General features: G+C 64.6%; 15 protein-coding genes. 5 read left to right on the forward strand and 10 right to left on the reverse strand.

Annotated features, from left to right (window positions below; all coding sequences use genetic code 11):
* Nucleotides 1–768: a Crp/Fnr family transcriptional regulator gene (locus tag NZL82_RS16050; protein WP_261270757.1), complete on the forward strand. Its 768-nt coding sequence runs from the start codon at nucleotides 1–3 to the stop codon at nucleotides 766–768.
* Nucleotides 761–1,375, forward strand: coding sequence for a 4'-phosphopantetheinyl transferase superfamily protein (locus NZL82_RS16055; RefSeq protein ID WP_261270758.1), 615 nt, complete (start codon nucleotides 761–763; stop codon nucleotides 1,373–1,375). Before NZL82_RS16050 ends, NZL82_RS16055 begins: the two co-directional genes overlap by 8 nt.
* Here NZL82_RS16055 and NZL82_RS16060 read toward each other — a convergent pair.
* Entirely contained in the window at nucleotides 1,293–2,195 is a 903-nt protein-coding gene (locus tag NZL82_RS16060; RefSeq protein ID WP_261270759.1) for a ferritin-like domain-containing protein, read from the reverse strand. The genes NZL82_RS16055 and NZL82_RS16060 overlap by 83 nt on opposite strands.
* A 156-nt stretch (nucleotides 2,196–2,351) precedes the next feature.
* Here NZL82_RS16060 and NZL82_RS16065 point away from each other — a divergent pair, with 156 nt between their 5' ends.
* Together NZL82_RS16065 and NZL82_RS16070 are read left to right on the forward strand one after the other, a co-directional pair.
* Nucleotides 2,352–3,467, forward strand: a complete 1,116-nt coding sequence (locus tag NZL82_RS16065) for a hypothetical protein (protein WP_261270760.1) — start codon at nucleotides 2,352–2,354, stop codon at nucleotides 3,465–3,467.
* A 138-nt stretch (nucleotides 3,468–3,605) separates the two neighbouring features.
* Nucleotides 3,606–5,507, forward strand: coding sequence for a prolyl oligopeptidase family serine peptidase (locus NZL82_RS16070; protein WP_261270761.1), 1,902 nt, complete (start codon nucleotides 3,606–3,608; stop codon nucleotides 5,505–5,507).
* Nucleotides 5,508–5,556: 49 nt separating this feature from the next.
* Here NZL82_RS16070 and NZL82_RS16075 read toward each other — a convergent pair whose 3' ends face one another.
* The 6 genes from NZL82_RS16075 to NZL82_RS16100 all read right to left on the reverse strand — a co-directional run bounded on the left by NZL82_RS16075 (nucleotide 5,557) and on the right by NZL82_RS16100 (nucleotide 8,588).
* Entirely contained in the window at nucleotides 5,557–6,108 is a 552-nt protein-coding gene (locus NZL82_RS16075; protein WP_261270762.1) for a hypothetical protein, read from the reverse strand.
* A gap of 26 nt (nucleotides 6,109–6,134) precedes the next feature.
* Nucleotides 6,135–6,335 (reverse strand): hypothetical protein, encoded by a 201-nt coding sequence (locus NZL82_RS16080; RefSeq protein ID WP_261270763.1) that lies wholly within the window; start codon nucleotides 6,333–6,335, stop codon nucleotides 6,135–6,137.
* Nucleotides 6,336–6,344: 9 nt separating this feature from the next.
* A complete protein-coding gene (locus NZL82_RS16085) occupies nucleotides 6,345–6,569 on the reverse strand; it encodes a hypothetical protein (RefSeq protein ID WP_261270764.1) in 225 nt (74 codons plus the stop codon).
* 16 nt (nucleotides 6,570–6,585) lie between these two features.
* Complete coding sequence (locus tag NZL82_RS16090) at nucleotides 6,586–7,590, reverse strand: SDR family oxidoreductase (protein ID WP_261270765.1); 1,005 nt, start codon at nucleotides 7,588–7,590, stop codon at nucleotides 6,586–6,588.
* 108 nt (nucleotides 7,591–7,698) lie between these two features.
* Nucleotides 7,699–8,058 carry a response regulator gene (locus NZL82_RS16095; protein WP_261270766.1) on the reverse strand — a complete coding sequence of 120 codons (360 nt, stop codon included), beginning with the start codon at nucleotides 8,056–8,058 and terminating at the stop codon, nucleotides 7,699–7,701.
* 140 nt (nucleotides 8,059–8,198) lie between these two features.
* A complete protein-coding gene (locus tag NZL82_RS16100) occupies nucleotides 8,199–8,588 on the reverse strand; it encodes a DUF4267 domain-containing protein (protein WP_261270767.1) in 390 nt (129 codons plus the stop codon).
* Between the two features lie 82 nt (nucleotides 8,589–8,670).
* Here NZL82_RS16100 and NZL82_RS16105 point away from each other — a divergent pair, with 82 nt between their 5' ends.
* The gene (locus tag NZL82_RS16105) at nucleotides 8,671–9,507 is read left to right on the forward strand and encodes a DUF4336 domain-containing protein (protein WP_261270768.1); all 837 of its coding nucleotides are present in this window, start codon (nucleotides 8,671–8,673) and stop codon (nucleotides 9,505–9,507) included.
* Between the two features lie 577 nt (nucleotides 9,508–10,084).
* Here NZL82_RS16105 and NZL82_RS16110 read toward each other — a convergent pair.
* The 3 genes from NZL82_RS16110 to NZL82_RS16120 form a co-directional block, all read right to left on the reverse strand.
* Entirely contained in the window at nucleotides 10,085–10,822 is a 738-nt protein-coding gene (locus tag NZL82_RS16110) for an SDR family oxidoreductase (protein ID WP_261270769.1), read from the reverse strand.
* Nucleotides 10,823–10,824: 2 nt separating this feature from the next.
* Entirely contained in the window at nucleotides 10,825–13,047 is a 2,223-nt protein-coding gene (locus tag NZL82_RS16115) for a hypothetical protein (RefSeq protein WP_261270770.1), read from the reverse strand.
* A gap of 108 nt (nucleotides 13,048–13,155) precedes the next feature.
* Nucleotides 13,156–14,655, reverse strand: coding sequence for an MFS transporter (locus NZL82_RS16120; RefSeq protein ID WP_261270771.1), 1,500 nt, complete (start codon nucleotides 14,653–14,655; stop codon nucleotides 13,156–13,158).
* Nucleotides 14,656–14,798: the final 143 nt, after the last annotated feature.

Below are 14,798 nucleotides of genomic sequence, written 5' to 3' on the forward strand. Positions count from 1 at the left end.
ATGGCCAGCCTCGCCTTGCGCCATCAGCCCGTGCCCACCCGCGCGATCACCAGCGAATTGCTGCTTCACCGCCTGCGCGTGTTTTCGCCGCTCGCGCCGCATGAAGTGGAACTGGTGCTTTCGCTGGCGGAGCAGCCCAAGAACCATGCCGCCGGCACCAGCATCTGTCCGCACGACGATGGCAGCCCCCATGCCAGGCTGATCGTCGGCGGCTGGGCCTGTCGCCCGCGCATCCTGCCCGATGGCCGCCGCCAGATGCTGGGGCTGCTGCTGCCCGGCGACATGATGGGCGACCGGGGGGAGCGGCGTCAGCTGGCGCTCAATCCGGTCGTGGCACTGACCCCGGTCCGCACCATCGGCATCGGCCGATTGATCCATGCGGTCCGCCACCAGCCCCAGGATCATCCCGGCATCGTCCGGGCGCTGGCCGCGATCGATCGATGCGAGGAGACGGCCCTGCTCGATCATGTCGTTCGTCTGGGGTGTCAAAGCGCATTGCAGCGCACGGCGCATCTGCTGCTCGAACTCCATCATCGTCTGTCGGTGATCGGGTTCGTCCATAACGGCACCTATCCCATGCCGCTGACCCAGGACACGCTCGGCGAATTGCTGGGCCTGAGCCTGGTGCACATCAACCGCATCGTCTCGCAGCTCCGGCGTGAGAAGCTGGCCGCGATACGTGGCGGGGTGGTGACGATCGAGGATTTCGCGCGGCTCGCCCTGCTGGCGGATCGGGTGGATCCGACCAGTCAGGTCGGGGATGGTTGAACGGTTCGGCCCGCTGCTGCCCTGCCTGACCACCCTGGCGGTGAACGACGGCAGGAGGGCCGATCTGGGGCGGGGACTGGCAATGGTTTTCGCCTCGTCGGCCCAGGACCGGGATATGGCGACCGCCCGCTTGGCCAGCGGATCGGTGGCCATAAGCCGAAGCAAGGCCTCGGAGTACCATGCCGCGGCATGGGCGCGGCGTGGGCGGATCGGTCTGGACATCGAATCCTTCGCCCGCGTCGCGTTGAACGCCAGCCCGGACGATCCGTGGCTGGCGGATGGCGAACGGCGGATGGTTATCGCCTCGTCCGACCCGGTGACCGAACTCGCCTGCCACTGGGTGCTGCGCGAAGCCTATGGCAAGGCGCTGGGCGTTGGGCTCGCCTTGCCGCTCGACCGGCTGGTGTTTCACGGCCGGGCGGGGCGGATTCGGCTCGACCTGCCTGGATGCGATGCCGGATGGGACTTCCGGCTTTATCGCCGGGACGATCTGATATGCGCCGTCGCCTATCATGCCGGGCCGGTCATGCCCCCTGCGGCAGGAATCCCCCTGGGCCGCTGTCCGACAGATAGAGCGCGGTCAGCACCTGTCGATCGGCACGGGTAAAGGGAATGGGGCGGCCTCCGGCGTCGAGCAGGTTGGAACTCGTCATGTCGCCACCGGGCAGGATCTGGTCGCCACTTTTGGTGCCGTCCAGGGTTGCCAGCATCACGCCGATCTTGTCGAGCATCGCATCGATGGCGGGATCGGCGGTGGACCGGTCATCGAGCAGCGCCCGGATCACGCCGCCATGATAGATGGAGTCACCCAGATGTGCGGTGACGGTCGCGGCAATGGACGCCTCCGGCTCGGCCAGCAGCAACCGGCGATAGGTGGCCGCCACCGCATTCTCCACCAGCAGTGCGCCGATCAGGAAATGGCTGTCGTCCGCATAGGGATCAAAACTCTCTCCCCCGGCGCTGATCCCAGCGCGGCGGGCGGCGAGCGAAAAGGCACCCGTGGGAGACGCCGACAAATCGATTGCGGGCTGACTCGCCGCCGCCGTGCCGATTTGCGCGCGAAGGGCGGTGATATGCGCGGCCTTGTCATCCGCCAGATCCGCAGCCAGTCGGCCGACCACCGGGTCGGCAAAGGCCAAAGACCGCCCGCCGGACACCGCCCCTCCTTGGCCGGTCAGCACCTGGGGCAGTCCGGCACCGCGCGACGCATAGGAGAAATACTGCCCCCCCAGATAGGCGAGGGTCAGGGGCACGCTCAAAGGATGCACTGGAGTAGCGGGTGGCGGGACGGCCGCAACAGGCGGTGCTGCAACGATCGGATCATCGCCGCCACCCCCGCCGCAGCCAGCGAGCAGGGCACCGGCGGACAGCGAGGTCAGAAGTTGCAGGACATGGCGGCGATTACGGGAAAGGTCGAGGCTTTTCATGGCCGCGTGCCCTTTGGTCGAACTCCTTGACGCAAGATTAACAAGCTTAAGAATGGCGTCTAACTACATCAAAAGATGCAGTAAATCGTGATTTTCTTCTATCCCTTCTGGAACTTCTCCACCGACGCGCTCTAGGGGGCGCCGATGACCGTTCCCATGAGCCTTGCCGATATGACCGGCACCCTGCAGACCGCGCTCGACGCCGCTTCCGCCTCCCGCAGCTCCTATACGATTCCGCCGGGCGGACACCGGCTGCTATCGACCGGGCTGGGCTATGCCAGCAATGCCCGCATCCTGGTGGCGGGCGATCTGTATAACGATCACGGTCCCGCCGTGGGCACGCATTACTGCCTGACCAACCGCTCGGGCCGGCGCATGTCGAACGTCACCATCATCGGTTCGGGCGGCGCCTTTGTGGGCAGCGACTCCGATCCGGCGGGTGCCACGCGCAAGGGGCTGGGAATTGTCGGCACCGATGGTTTCACCGTCATCGGCGTCCAGACCGCCGGGCCGCTCACCGGTTTCGGAATGGAGGTCAAGAATTCGACCGGCGGGCACCTCAACGGCCTGAAGCTATTCTCGGGCGTCAATCGTCCGGGGGCGGACGGCCTGCATTTCTTCGGCGCGTGCAGCCGGGTCAGTGGGTCGAACATCGTCGTTCGCAGCGGCGATGATGCCTTATCCTTCACCTCCGAAAACCACGAGTCCATCGATGCGGTGATGGCGCGGATCACGCTGACCGGCATGACCCTCGACACCGCGGCCTTTTCCTGCATCAAATTCTTCACCAGCACGACGACGGGCAAGGCGACGATCCGCAACATCACGCTCAGCGGTATCAAGGGACGGATCACGCAAGGGCCTACCGGATGCCCGCTGATGATGCAGAATAACGGCGTCGCGCAAGGCTGCGAAATTGCCGACATCACCATTGCCAATGCCGATCTGGATTTCGGTGCCGCGACGCAGGAGGGCCCCACGGCCTATCTGACCGACTGCCGCAACGTGACCCTGCGGAACGTCACCCTGCGCGGGCGCCGCAACGGGCAGTTCCTACGGGCCATCCGCTGCACCGGCCTCCGCGTCACGGGGGAGGTGTGGGACACCATCCCCGGCAATCCGATGAACGGCCTGGTCCAGTTGGAATATTGCAGCGATTACGACATCAACCTTGTGGTCCGCTCGGCCAGCGGTGCCCGGCTGGGGTCGCTTCGAGTCCGGAACAGCGGCGGCGACAGCATGATACGCTATATCGGCATGACGGGGGCCTGATCGCGTCCGAGCCACTTTTCGTGCGTCGGCATGTCGATTAAGCCATCGCCCATAGCGTCCCGGCGGTCTGCCGATCGGCGCTAAATGACGCCCATCTCAAGCCGCTCCGATGCGAGGGCTGCCATGCAAGGACTTCCGATGCGTCTTCCTCTTGCCCTTCTCCTCGCTTCGACCATGGTGCTTCCGGCGCAGGCGGCGGTTCATCGCTATGCCGGGTTGACGTTGGCGCCGTCGGGACGCGAAATCGCCACTGTCGAACTCGGCGAGGGCGGGCGTCCGGGCATCGTGGTTCGCAGCGCGCGCGACGGTCGGGTGGAGCGTCGGCTCGATCCTTGCGCGACCTGTAGCTATTCCGGCTTGACCTTCGCGCCGCAGGGCGAAGGCCTGGCGTTTCTGGCGAGCGATCGCAGCCGGGGCGTCGTGACCCTGATGATTGCGCGCGGCGACGCGGTGCGCCCGGTTGCGACGGTCGAGGGATTGGCCTCCACGCCCCGTTTCTCCCCCGACGGCAAGCGGGTGGCGATGCTGATTACGTTGGGCGCGACCAAGGAAGTCGGCGCGACGCAGGCGGGGGCGCGGCAGGTCGGTGAGATCGGCGTCGCCAATGACGAACAGCGTCTGGCCGTCGTCTCCGTCGGGGAAGCGGCGAACGCCAAGGTTACGCCGCTGTCGCCGCAGGGACGCTATATCTACGAATATGACTGGACGCCCGATGGATCGGCGCTGGTCGTGACGTCGGCACTGGGGAATGGCGATGCGAACTGGTGGGTTGCGACGCTCGACCGGGTGGACGCGACCACCGGCGCGGTGACATCGATCGCCAAGCCCGAGACCCAGATCAATATGCCGCGTGTCTCACCCGATGGGAAGAGCGTCGCCTATATCGGTGGATTGATGAGCGATTTCGGTTCGATCGGCGGTGATGTCTGGACGGTGCCGCTGGCCGGGGGCATGCCGACCAACCAGACCAAGGGGCAGCCGATCACCTTCACCTCGCTGAGCTGGACCAAGGGAGGGCTCCGCGCGGCCACGCTTCAGAACGACAAGATGGGTGCGGTCGCGATCGAGCCCGGCCGGGCTCTCCGCCCCTTGTTCGCGAGGCCGGTCGGCCTGTCCGCCGGAGACGGCCGGATCGCCTGGAATGCGAAGGGCGACATGGCGGCCAGCGTCGTCGAGGACTTCACCCATGCGCCTGCCGTCTATGCCGGACGCCCGGCGGCGTGGCGGCAGATCACTCATGACAATGATGCGGTCGAGCCCGCCGTCCAGGCGCGCAGCGTGTCGTGGACGAATGAGGGCTTTACCGTTCAGGGATGGCTGTTGTCGCCGCTGAACGCCACGCCCGATGCGAAGGCGCCGATGATCGTGCAGGTGCATGGCGGACCCGCAGCGGCGAGCACGCCGCGCTTCATCGAGAAGGGACTGGCGAGCGCGTTCGAGGATGCGGGCTATTACCGTTTCCTGCCCAATCCGCGCGGGTCCTATGGCCAGGGCGAGGCGTTCACGGCGGCCAACAAGCGCGACTTTGGCGGTGGCGACCTGCGCGACATCCTGGCCGGGATCGATGCGGTCGAGAAACTCGCTCCCGTCGACGAAGCACGGCTGGGGCTGACCGGTTGTTCCTATGGCGGGTTCATGGCGATGTGGGCCAATACCCAGACGAACCGCTTCAAGGCCATCGTCGCCGGGGCAGGGCTGTCCGACTGGGTCAGCTACTATGGCACCAACGGCATCAATACGTGGATGATCCCGTTCTTCGGCAAGTCCGTCTATGACGATTATCAGGCCTATGAGGACGTCTCGGCGGTCTATCATGTCAAGACCGCCCGCACCCCGACCTTCATCTATGTCGGCGAGCGCGACATAGAAGTGCCGCCCACCCAGTCGGTCGAATGGTGGAATGCCCTGAAGAGCCAGAACGTGCCGACCAGCCTCGTCATCTATCCCGATGCGGGGCATTGCGTACCGACCCAGGCTGCCGATGTGATGAAGCGGCAGCTTGCCTGGTTCGGCCAATATCTGCGCGAGCCCGTCCGGTAACCGCAAGGAGGATGTCCTCTGCGATCACCCGGTTCTGCCGTCGCTATGGTCAGGTCTGGAGACGGCCTGAGCTGTCCTGGAGCAACCAGAACCGGGTATGGCGCTGAAGGCGCGGCAGGATCAACCATTGCAGGATTGCGGTCAGCAACAGGGAGGATGGCAAGAGCTGGAGCGGCAAGGGCGCGTCCCTCAAGACCGTCCGAACCGCGAGGCTGATTGCCAGCAAGACCGGAAACACCGCCAGCCATGTCGTCACGAAGCGTTTCCACTTGGATGCGCTTGCGTCGCTCGGCAGGTCGAACGTGACGCTGGTGCCGGTTTCAGTCTGACGAAGCGCGGTCGAAAAGCGGTCTGCCACCGCGACATGGGCGACGACCGGCTTGTCATTATGCCAGGCGTCTGCGGCCTCTCGATCATCGAAGCGGAACAGCAGATGCTGAAAACCCGCCGTCTGTCCCAAACGGATCGCCGCACGGAAACCCGGTGCGGCACGGGCGAGACGGTCCAGTTCCGTCACCCAGCGTTCGAACTCCTGTTCGTGGCCAGCGCGTATGGCCCGGCTGGTGATGACGGTGGCGGTCTGTTCGGGATCGGCTGGCATGGACAGCGCAACGCGTCAAATGGCGTTCACGTTTCGCGAATATCCGGGAAGCTATAGGGGGACGGCGCGTCTTCCGCCGTTCCCCTCGCAAACACCGCCATATCGCCCGGTACTACCTCCAGCCTGGCCCAGCTGTCCCAGCCGATATGGATGAAGTCCGGTTCGCCGAACAGTCGCACGGCCCGGCCATATTCGTCGCCGCGAAAGCCCACGAAGTGCAGCGCCATCCGCGCGGCTCAACCGCCTTCGCGGCGGGCACCGACGATCATGCGGCGTGCGATTTCGCGAACCGCCTCGTCATCCTTGTCCGTGCCATGTGCCGGATCGCCCAGATGGTCCAAACTGGCCTCGAGGAAGTCGAGCAGACCGGGATGCTGCGCCTCGACATATTCCATCGTCTTGAACAGCAGATGCTCGGTCGCGATCTCGCGGCGGCGGGTCTGTGCGCTCGTGTCGTTCATTATCGCCTCCGTTCGATCAGCGGTTCGGGCGGGCAAGAAGGCGGGAAACGCCCAGACTGGCCAGCGCGCCGGCCCCTGCGAGGCCACCCGCAATCCCCAGCTTGAACAGGTCACGCTGCCGCGAGGTGAAGAATTCGCGCCGATTGTCGATGGCGCGATCGGTCGAGTCGCCGTCGATACGGGCGGGCCCCTTTACCGGTTCATCGAGATTGCCGGTCTTTGCGCCGACGGGATCGCCCAACTGATCCTCGGCAAAGCTGCTCGCCTGCCGATCGGCGAACCCCGGCGCCAGCGCCTGGGCGACCGCCATCTGAAAGGTCGATCGCCCGACCCAGATTTCGCGCTGGGGCTTTTCGATGGCGGAGACGATCGCCTCCGCGCAGACCCGGGGATCGAACAGGGGATCGGGCAGTATCTGCTTGCGCCCGGTGTGGTTGCGCGCCCATCCGGGTTGCGGTGTGTTCACGGCCGGCAGATAGACGACGCTGAGCGTCACCGGCACCTTGTCGCCGATCAGCTCGGACCGCAGCGAGTCGGTGAAGCCGGAGACCGCGAACTTGGCCGCGCAATAGGCCGCCTGAAGCGGAACCGCGCGAATGCCCAGACCCGACGACACCTGGACGATGGCGCCGCGCCGACGCGGCTTCATATGCCGCAACGCGGCGAGCGTCCCATAGACTTGGCTAAGATAGGTGGTCGCGGTCACCCGCTCATATTCGCTGGCGGTGATCCGGTCGGCGGGCGCGACCACCGTCGACATGGCGTTGTTGACCCAGGCATGGATCGGGCCGACTTCGCGTTCGATCCGGTCGGCGGCGGCGTCGATGGCGGCTGCGTCAGCGACGTCGGCACTGATCGCCAGAACCTTCCCGCCATGTTGCTCCAGCATGGCACGGGCCTCTTCCAGCCGGGCGGTATCCCGCGCGATGATCGCGACGTTCCATCCGGCCTTGGTCAAGCGTTCGGCCGTCGCCAAACCGATGCCCGCGCTGCCGCCCGTCACTACTGCCGTGCTCGCCATCATCCATCCTTTTCCCGTTGAAAGGATGGGACGCGTATGATCCAAATTGGTTGCCAAAGAAAAACATTAGCCGTCCGTGCGATCTTCGTCCGCTCCGAGCAGCGAAGATCAATGCAATATGCTTTTGAGTGAACGCAACAATTGTCGGCTGACGAAGGGTTTGGCGCAGTTGACCACGCCGGGATAGCGGTTCTTGATGACATCGTCGCCATATCCGCTGGCGAAGAGGAAGGGGATTTGCCGCGCGCTCAATTCATCCGCCACGGGAAAGGCCATCTCGCCGCCAAGATTGACGTCCAGCACCACGGCGTCGATCCGGTCCTCCCGCGCGATGCACGTCAGCGCGCACGCGACCGAAGGCTCGGGGCCGATCACGACGGCACCGGCATCTTCCAGTTCGGACCGAAGGCCCTGGGCGAGCATATACTCGTCCTCGACGACCAGGATCCGGTAGTTGGTGAGTGGCATGACCTATCTCCACTGGGCGCCGATTCGACACCGGCGAGTCATTGGAGCAGCGAATGGCATTCCCTGCCATAACGTAGGTCGGCTTTGCTTTTTGATGGATCCGAAACGGTTTTCCGATCCGCAATTTGCCGGAACGCGGCCTAGGCCGATGGTCGGGCGAGCCGATGCCCCCATAAGGCCAGGGCGGCAAAGCAGAATAGACTGGCGCCGTGCAGAAAATAATGAATCCCTCGGCCCGATCCCGAGAGGATCAGTAGCGCCATGTCTCCGATCGGGATGACGATCGTGGTTGCGAGTATGATGGTCAAAACCCGAAGCCGCCCCAACGCCATCAGCCCCATCAGATAGGCCGATACCGCCAAATCGCGAAAGCCGATGGCGCGAACATAGAGCAGGGCGGCGGGATCGCGGCTTGGGATTCCATAGAATGCCGACGCTGGCTCCGGCAGGCAGATGAAGGCGGCTCCCAGGACCACGAAAACGGCCGAGAAAAGTCCGGTCAGGATCAGGAAAGCGGACCTGCGGCACATGGATGGGCATCCGGAAAAGACCTTGCTTCGTAGGAAACAAGGGCTTGGTGGAACTTATGTTCCATGGCTTCGCTGGTCTGCCATGACACAGGACAGACAGGCATGGTCGGGGCGCGGCAAGCTGCTGCTCGGCGCGGCGATCGGGACTGGAACGGCGGGCATATGGTGGCTGATGCGGGGCGCGGCCTCGGACGCATCGGCCATTGCCTATCCCCCGGTCGACATGCCCAAGCGGCTGGCGGACAATGTCTGGATCGTCGACAGCGGACCAATCAGCGCGATGGGGATGAAATTGCCTATCCGCATGACCATCCTCCGTCTCGGCGATGGCGGCCTCCTGCTCCATTCCCCCACGCCGTATAGCCCCGCGCTGGGGCAGGCAGTCGAGGCACTGGGGCCGATCAAGCACCTCGTCGCGCCGACCGTGGCGCATTGGATGTTCCTGAAGGACTGGCAAAAGGCCTATCCCGAGGCGACGAACTGGGCCGTCCCCGCGCTTCGTCACCGGCCTGCCGTTCGGAAGGCGGGGGTGCGGATCGATACGGATCTGGGCGACGAAGCCCCGCAGGCCTGGGGCGACTCGATCCGGCAGGGCCTGGTGCGCGGTGGCGGTGGCTTTGAAGAGGCGTGTTTCCTCCATTCGGAGAGCCGGACGCTGGTGCTGGCCGATCTGGTCGAAAATCTGGAGCCGTCCAAGTTGCCCCCGGTGACGGCGGCAGTGATGCGGGCGACCTTGGCCACCAACGGAACCACCGGGCTCCATGTACGCGCGGCTATTCGCCTCGGCGGTCGCCAAGCCAAAGAAGCGGTCACGGCGTTGCTCGCCACCGATCCGGCACGCGTCGTCTTCGCGCATGGTGCTATCTTCGCGGCCCATGGCGCCGCACGGCTTCGTCGCGCTTTCGCCTGGCTGGTCTGACTTACGGTCGCGCCATCGGATCGGGCCACAGGAATTACCGAACTATCGTTTTAAGGCGATCCCCATTGGCATGAGCGAAGCCCCGGCGCGTGGCACCATCGAGCGCCAGACCCTACAAGAAATGACGGGTACCGCCCCCGGGGCTTGTATTAATATGGAAAGTCTGTCGAGAAGAGCAATCGTTCCGGTGCGACGATCTCCTGACAGAGCCGAGTATAGGCCTCGCTCCACATGCCGCTGCCCGTGACATGGAGAGTGTGCCGCGCATAGTCGGTCAACGGACGTTGTAACATAAGGGCGCGGTCGAACACGGCGGAAGTCCGCCCAAGACAGAGAAGCACCACTTCGCGCCAATGCTCCAGAATGATGGACTTTGCGGCCGGTGTCTTGCTGTCGATGCATCAGACTGGAATATCATAGGCGACGACAATCATCCCCAACTGATCCGGCGGCGGGCGGAAGTGAAGCGCCGCTCGACGGTGCGGCTGGGCGTCCGGCCATCGACGCTTCCGCGCGGAGTAACTGCCTTCCTCGGTGCGGCGCTTTTCGGGGCCGGTCGCAGGCCCTGATAGCCGCCTCAGGCGGTCTTCTGGATCAGCGGCTCGACCCGGAGATTGACGATGTCGCAGGTGGCGGGACGGGTGAGGATGAATAGGATCGTCTCCGCGACATCCTCGGCCGGAAGCATCCGGCCCTCGGCCACGGCGGCCTTTTTTTCCTCGTCGCTGCATTCCTGCATCTCGGTATCGATCGAGCCGGGCTGGATCACGCTAACCCGAATGCCTTTTTCAGCCACCTCTTTGCGCAGCGTTTCCGCAAAGGCCTGAATGCCCGCCTTGGTTGCGGCATAGACGCTCTCGCCCGCCGCCTTGATCTCCGCGCTGATCGATCCGACGAACACCAGATGGCCGCCGCCCTGGCCTTCCATGCGCAGGATGGCACCACGAGCGCAGGCCAGATAGCCGGTCAGATTGGCATCGATGACATAGCGCCACTCCTCGTCCGCCATCTCATGGATCGGTCGGGCCCCCAGGGCGGCGCAGGCCACGAGCATGTCGATGCCGCCCAGACGTTCGTCGACGGCGTCGAAGACGCGCTCGATCCCCTGCGCCGTCGCGGCATCCTCCGCGATCCCGGTCACGTCGCCATCGATGTCCGATAGCGCCGCGTCCAGCGCGTCCTGATGTCGCCCGAAGGTCAGGACGCGCGCGCCTTCCGCCGCCAGCATCGATAAGGTGGCGCGGCCGATGCCGGTGGTTCCGCCGGTCAGGAGGATGCGTTTGCCCGATAGGCTGGTATGGCGGCTGTCGGTCATGGTCATTCCCAGGTGAGGATCAGGCGTCCCTGTGCGGGGACGCGGTAATCGATGCGATCGGGGTCGGTCGCATCGGGCGCGATGATGTCGCCGCTGGCGGTGCTGAGCTTGCTGTCGGTTAGCTTGCGACGCTTCAGCCGGACGAGACGGAGATTGGCGATGCGTGTTTCCCCGCCGTCGAGCATGATGGACAGGGTTCGATCCCCGATCCGCTCCACGGTGCCGACCAGCATGTCGCAGTACAGATGGAACGGCGCGCCATCGACATGGTGGAACGCCCGCGATGCGAAGATGAAGGCGGCGCCCGCGCCATAGACCTCTTGCCCCACCTGTCCGGCGGGTTGCCCGTCGGGATAGAGGTCCTCGACGGGAAAGGAGAGGGTGCGATCGATATGCCCGTTCGCCTCGCGCTGTTCCTCGGCGATGGCCTCGGCGGGCAGCGCGTCGGGATAGTAGAACCAGGCCCGCGACAGCGCATAGCGGCAATATTCGTCGATCAGCATCCGCGCCCCGGGCTCCAGGTCGGGGCCGCCGTCATTGAGATATTGCTCGAACGCCAGGACGCTGTCGAAACATTCGTACAAGGCCATATAGGGCGCATCCTGGAGACAGGTGACCGCCATGAACGTCTCGTAGGACGCGGCATGGCCGATGTGGCTGTCCCAAATCACCGCATTGTGCAGGAAGCTGGCAAGATAGACGTAACTCTGCTCGCGATAGACGTCGCGATTGGTGATCCGCCACAGCCGCATACAGGCGGCCGCGCCCCAGGCGGTCAGATTGGCCTGGTAATTGATGTTGAACCGCAGGCCGATGGCGGCGTCGATCGCCGCGCGCGCCTCGTCCAGATAGGTCTTCTCGTCGGTGAGCTCGAACGCCAGCAGCATGACCCAGGCATAGACGCCACCCACGTCGGTCTGTCCGCGCCCGTCGACCGGCGCCGCCTCGGTAATGACGGAGAAGTCGGTCACGTCATATTGGATCGGCCAGCGATATTCGAAATGGCGCGCAGCCTTTACGCCATAGTCGAGCGATTTCAGGAACAACTCGCGCGCCTTGTCGTCGCCGAGCAGCGCCAGACCGCCGAGATTGAGCAGCGGGTGATAGAGATACCAGCTATCGACCGCATCGGCATCCTTGTCCTCCCCGACATTGGGCAGGTAACGCCGCAAGGTCCCCAGCTTGTCGTCGTAGAAACGCGACAGACCCGCCTTCAGTTCGGCCTCTAAAGGCACTGCTTCTCCCCGCCAGCGCCCCCATTGGTGCAGCGAGGCGATTACCGTCATCTGGACCATGATGTCGGGATATTCGGCACCGGTATAGGGGTGGATGTAACGGTGACCATAATGGCGGATCGTCGCCTCTGGAGCATTCTCCAGATCGCGTAGCGTGCGCTCGGCGCGGTCGATCCAGTCGCGATACGCGACCGGCGGCGGATCGAGCAGATCATAGGCATTGTCCAGCATCTGGATGAACTGGCGTGCGGACTCGCGCTCGTGCGGCGGGGCCTCGTGACGAAAGACCAGGATCACGTCGGACAGGGTGATGGTCTTCCGCGGTTCCAGCGCCACCTCGGCGGGGTCGGACTTGGGATCGGGGACGGGCAGCGCATAGCCGAGTTCGGGCCACGCCCCTGCCACCACTTCGCGCGGCACGGTGCCGGTCGCGCGGAAATAGTCGTTCGAGGCGGTCAGGTTCTGGATATAGAGGACATTGCCGAACGCCGGTTCCTCGATCCGGAAATAGAGCAACCCGGTGTTCAGCCCACGCTGAGAGGCCTCGACCTGTCCGACAGCATTCAGGGGATCGTCGCCGCTGCCCAGCGGATAGAGGTCGCGCGGGGCGAAGGGCAGGATAGTGGGCTGGGCAGGGGTGAAGCGGGTGATGATCCGAACTCGCTCGACCGCGTTGCGGTCCGCCACACAGGTCACGATGTGCTCGCCCATCGCGCTGGTCAGACGAAATCGGGCGGCTTCGCCTGGTCCGGCCTCTTCCGCATGGCATTCGAAAGAAGTCGGCAGAAAGGCGGTGCGCACCGCCAGGCCGCCGCGCCCTTCGCGCCGGATGATCGCGAACATGGAGTCCGTCGTCCGCTGCATGTCGACCGTCAATTCGCCGATGGCGAACTGACCGAGCGGCTTGGGGGCGGCGCGAAGCATTTCGCGCAATTCGAGCAGATGGGGGCTGATCGGTGGCAGCGTCTCGGCGGTTGCCGTTCGGGGCATGGGACCACTCCGACAAGGGAAAAGGGTGGTCGAGAAACCGGCCAAAAAGCGTTGGAGTTCCAGCAATGTCGTTACAAAACAGAAGGTTGGTAACCTGAGTCAGTGCATTCACATCCCTCGCGCCTGCTGCGCCCGTTTGAGCCGGATACGAAGCCGTGCGTCGCGCAAAAGAGCGCCGGGCAGATCGGTCGCGGCACGCATTCCGGCGACCGAGGAAATGTTGCGGATCGTCCGGCGCGTCTCGTTGAACAATTGTCCGACCATCGCCCTGCAATCGATCTCCCCTACCTCGCGCACCAATGACAGGCGATGAATGGCATAGGTGCCGATCAATCCGGCGATCAGAAAGTAGAAGTCCCAGGCGGTCAGCGTGACGGGCAGGGTGAAGACGCCATTGGGGCTGCGCCATCGCGCGACCAGTTCGAACTGGCGGGCGGCGAAGAACTGCGCGAGCAAGCCACCCAGGATCGGCGCGATGCCCGCGGCCAGCGCGGTGGTGATCGCATGGGTCGCCACATAAGCGGTCGCAGACCCCTTGGGCGAGAGTTTCAGCGCGATATTGGTGCTCGACAAGGTCACGCCGGCAATGGTCGCCCCCATGATCAGGTGCAACGCGATCAGCCAAAGCGCGACGATGGTGCGACCTTCCAGTTGCGACGCGCCGACCATCGCGACGATCGCCACGATATAGGCGGGCGCGCAGACCGCCAGCACCGACTTGTTCGCGAAACGGTCGCTCAGCCGCCCCCAGAGCCGCAGGGCCAGGATATTGGCGATCTGGCTTGCGACGCTGAGCAGCAGCACGAAGCTGACCGCAAAGTGCAACTGGCGGACGATGAACACGGTGAAGAAGGGCGTCGCCAGATTGATCGCGAACTGCCAGCTTGCGACGAACACTAGCAGACGGCGGAAATTGGGATCGCTTAGCGGTTGGCTCAACAGGGCGCGAAGATCCACCGTCCCTTGGGCGGGCGGCATCAGCGGCTCGGGCATCTTGGCAACGATCCGCGCGCTGATGAGGCCGGTCACGCATCCGGCGCCGAACATCGCGCCGAACACCATATCTCGTGCCGTCGATCCCGCCTGCGTCCGATCCAGCGCCAAGGCGGCGGCAAGGCCCAGCGCCAGGCTGATGACCGTCAGCCAGACCGTGCGCTTGGCGAAGACCTCGCCCAATCGCTCCTGCGGCGCCAGGTCGCGCATCCAGGCATTCCAGGCGCAACTGCCCACTGCGCCCAGTCCGCAGAGCAGCATCTGTGCCGCCAGAAAGAGCAGGAGTGCGGTGGTACCACTGGAAAAGGCCAGCACCGCCATCACCGCCAGCATCGTCCGCCCGATCAGGCTGGTGACGACCGCGATCTGCTTGCGCCGCCGCCATCGCTCGACCAGCTGGATGGCAGGGAGTTGCAGCAGTTGGGCCAGAAACGGCATGGCGGCGAGGAGGCCGACCATCACGTTCGACGCGCCGAGATGCAGAGCGAAGGCGGTCAGGATCACCCCGCTGGTGAGCGCCGCCGTGCCGCCGGAAAAACACGCTTCCACGATCAACAGCCGCAGTCCACGCTGCTGATCGGCGGCGGTCAACTCGGGTTGGGGCAAGAGCGACATCGGGACACCACAACGTGCCATGCGCGACGCGGGTTGCGCCCCCGGCCAGCAACCGCTGATCTATATCATTGAGAATGCTGGATATGATGGGACCGTCAATGCCACCTTTCGCGCGCTGATCGGTTTGCACCTTCAATGCCCAT

The organism is Sphingomonas sp. LC-1 (assembly GCF_025371035.1).
Lineage (GTDB): Bacteria > Pseudomonadota > Alphaproteobacteria > Sphingomonadales > Sphingomonadaceae > Sphingomonas > Sphingomonas sanguinis_E.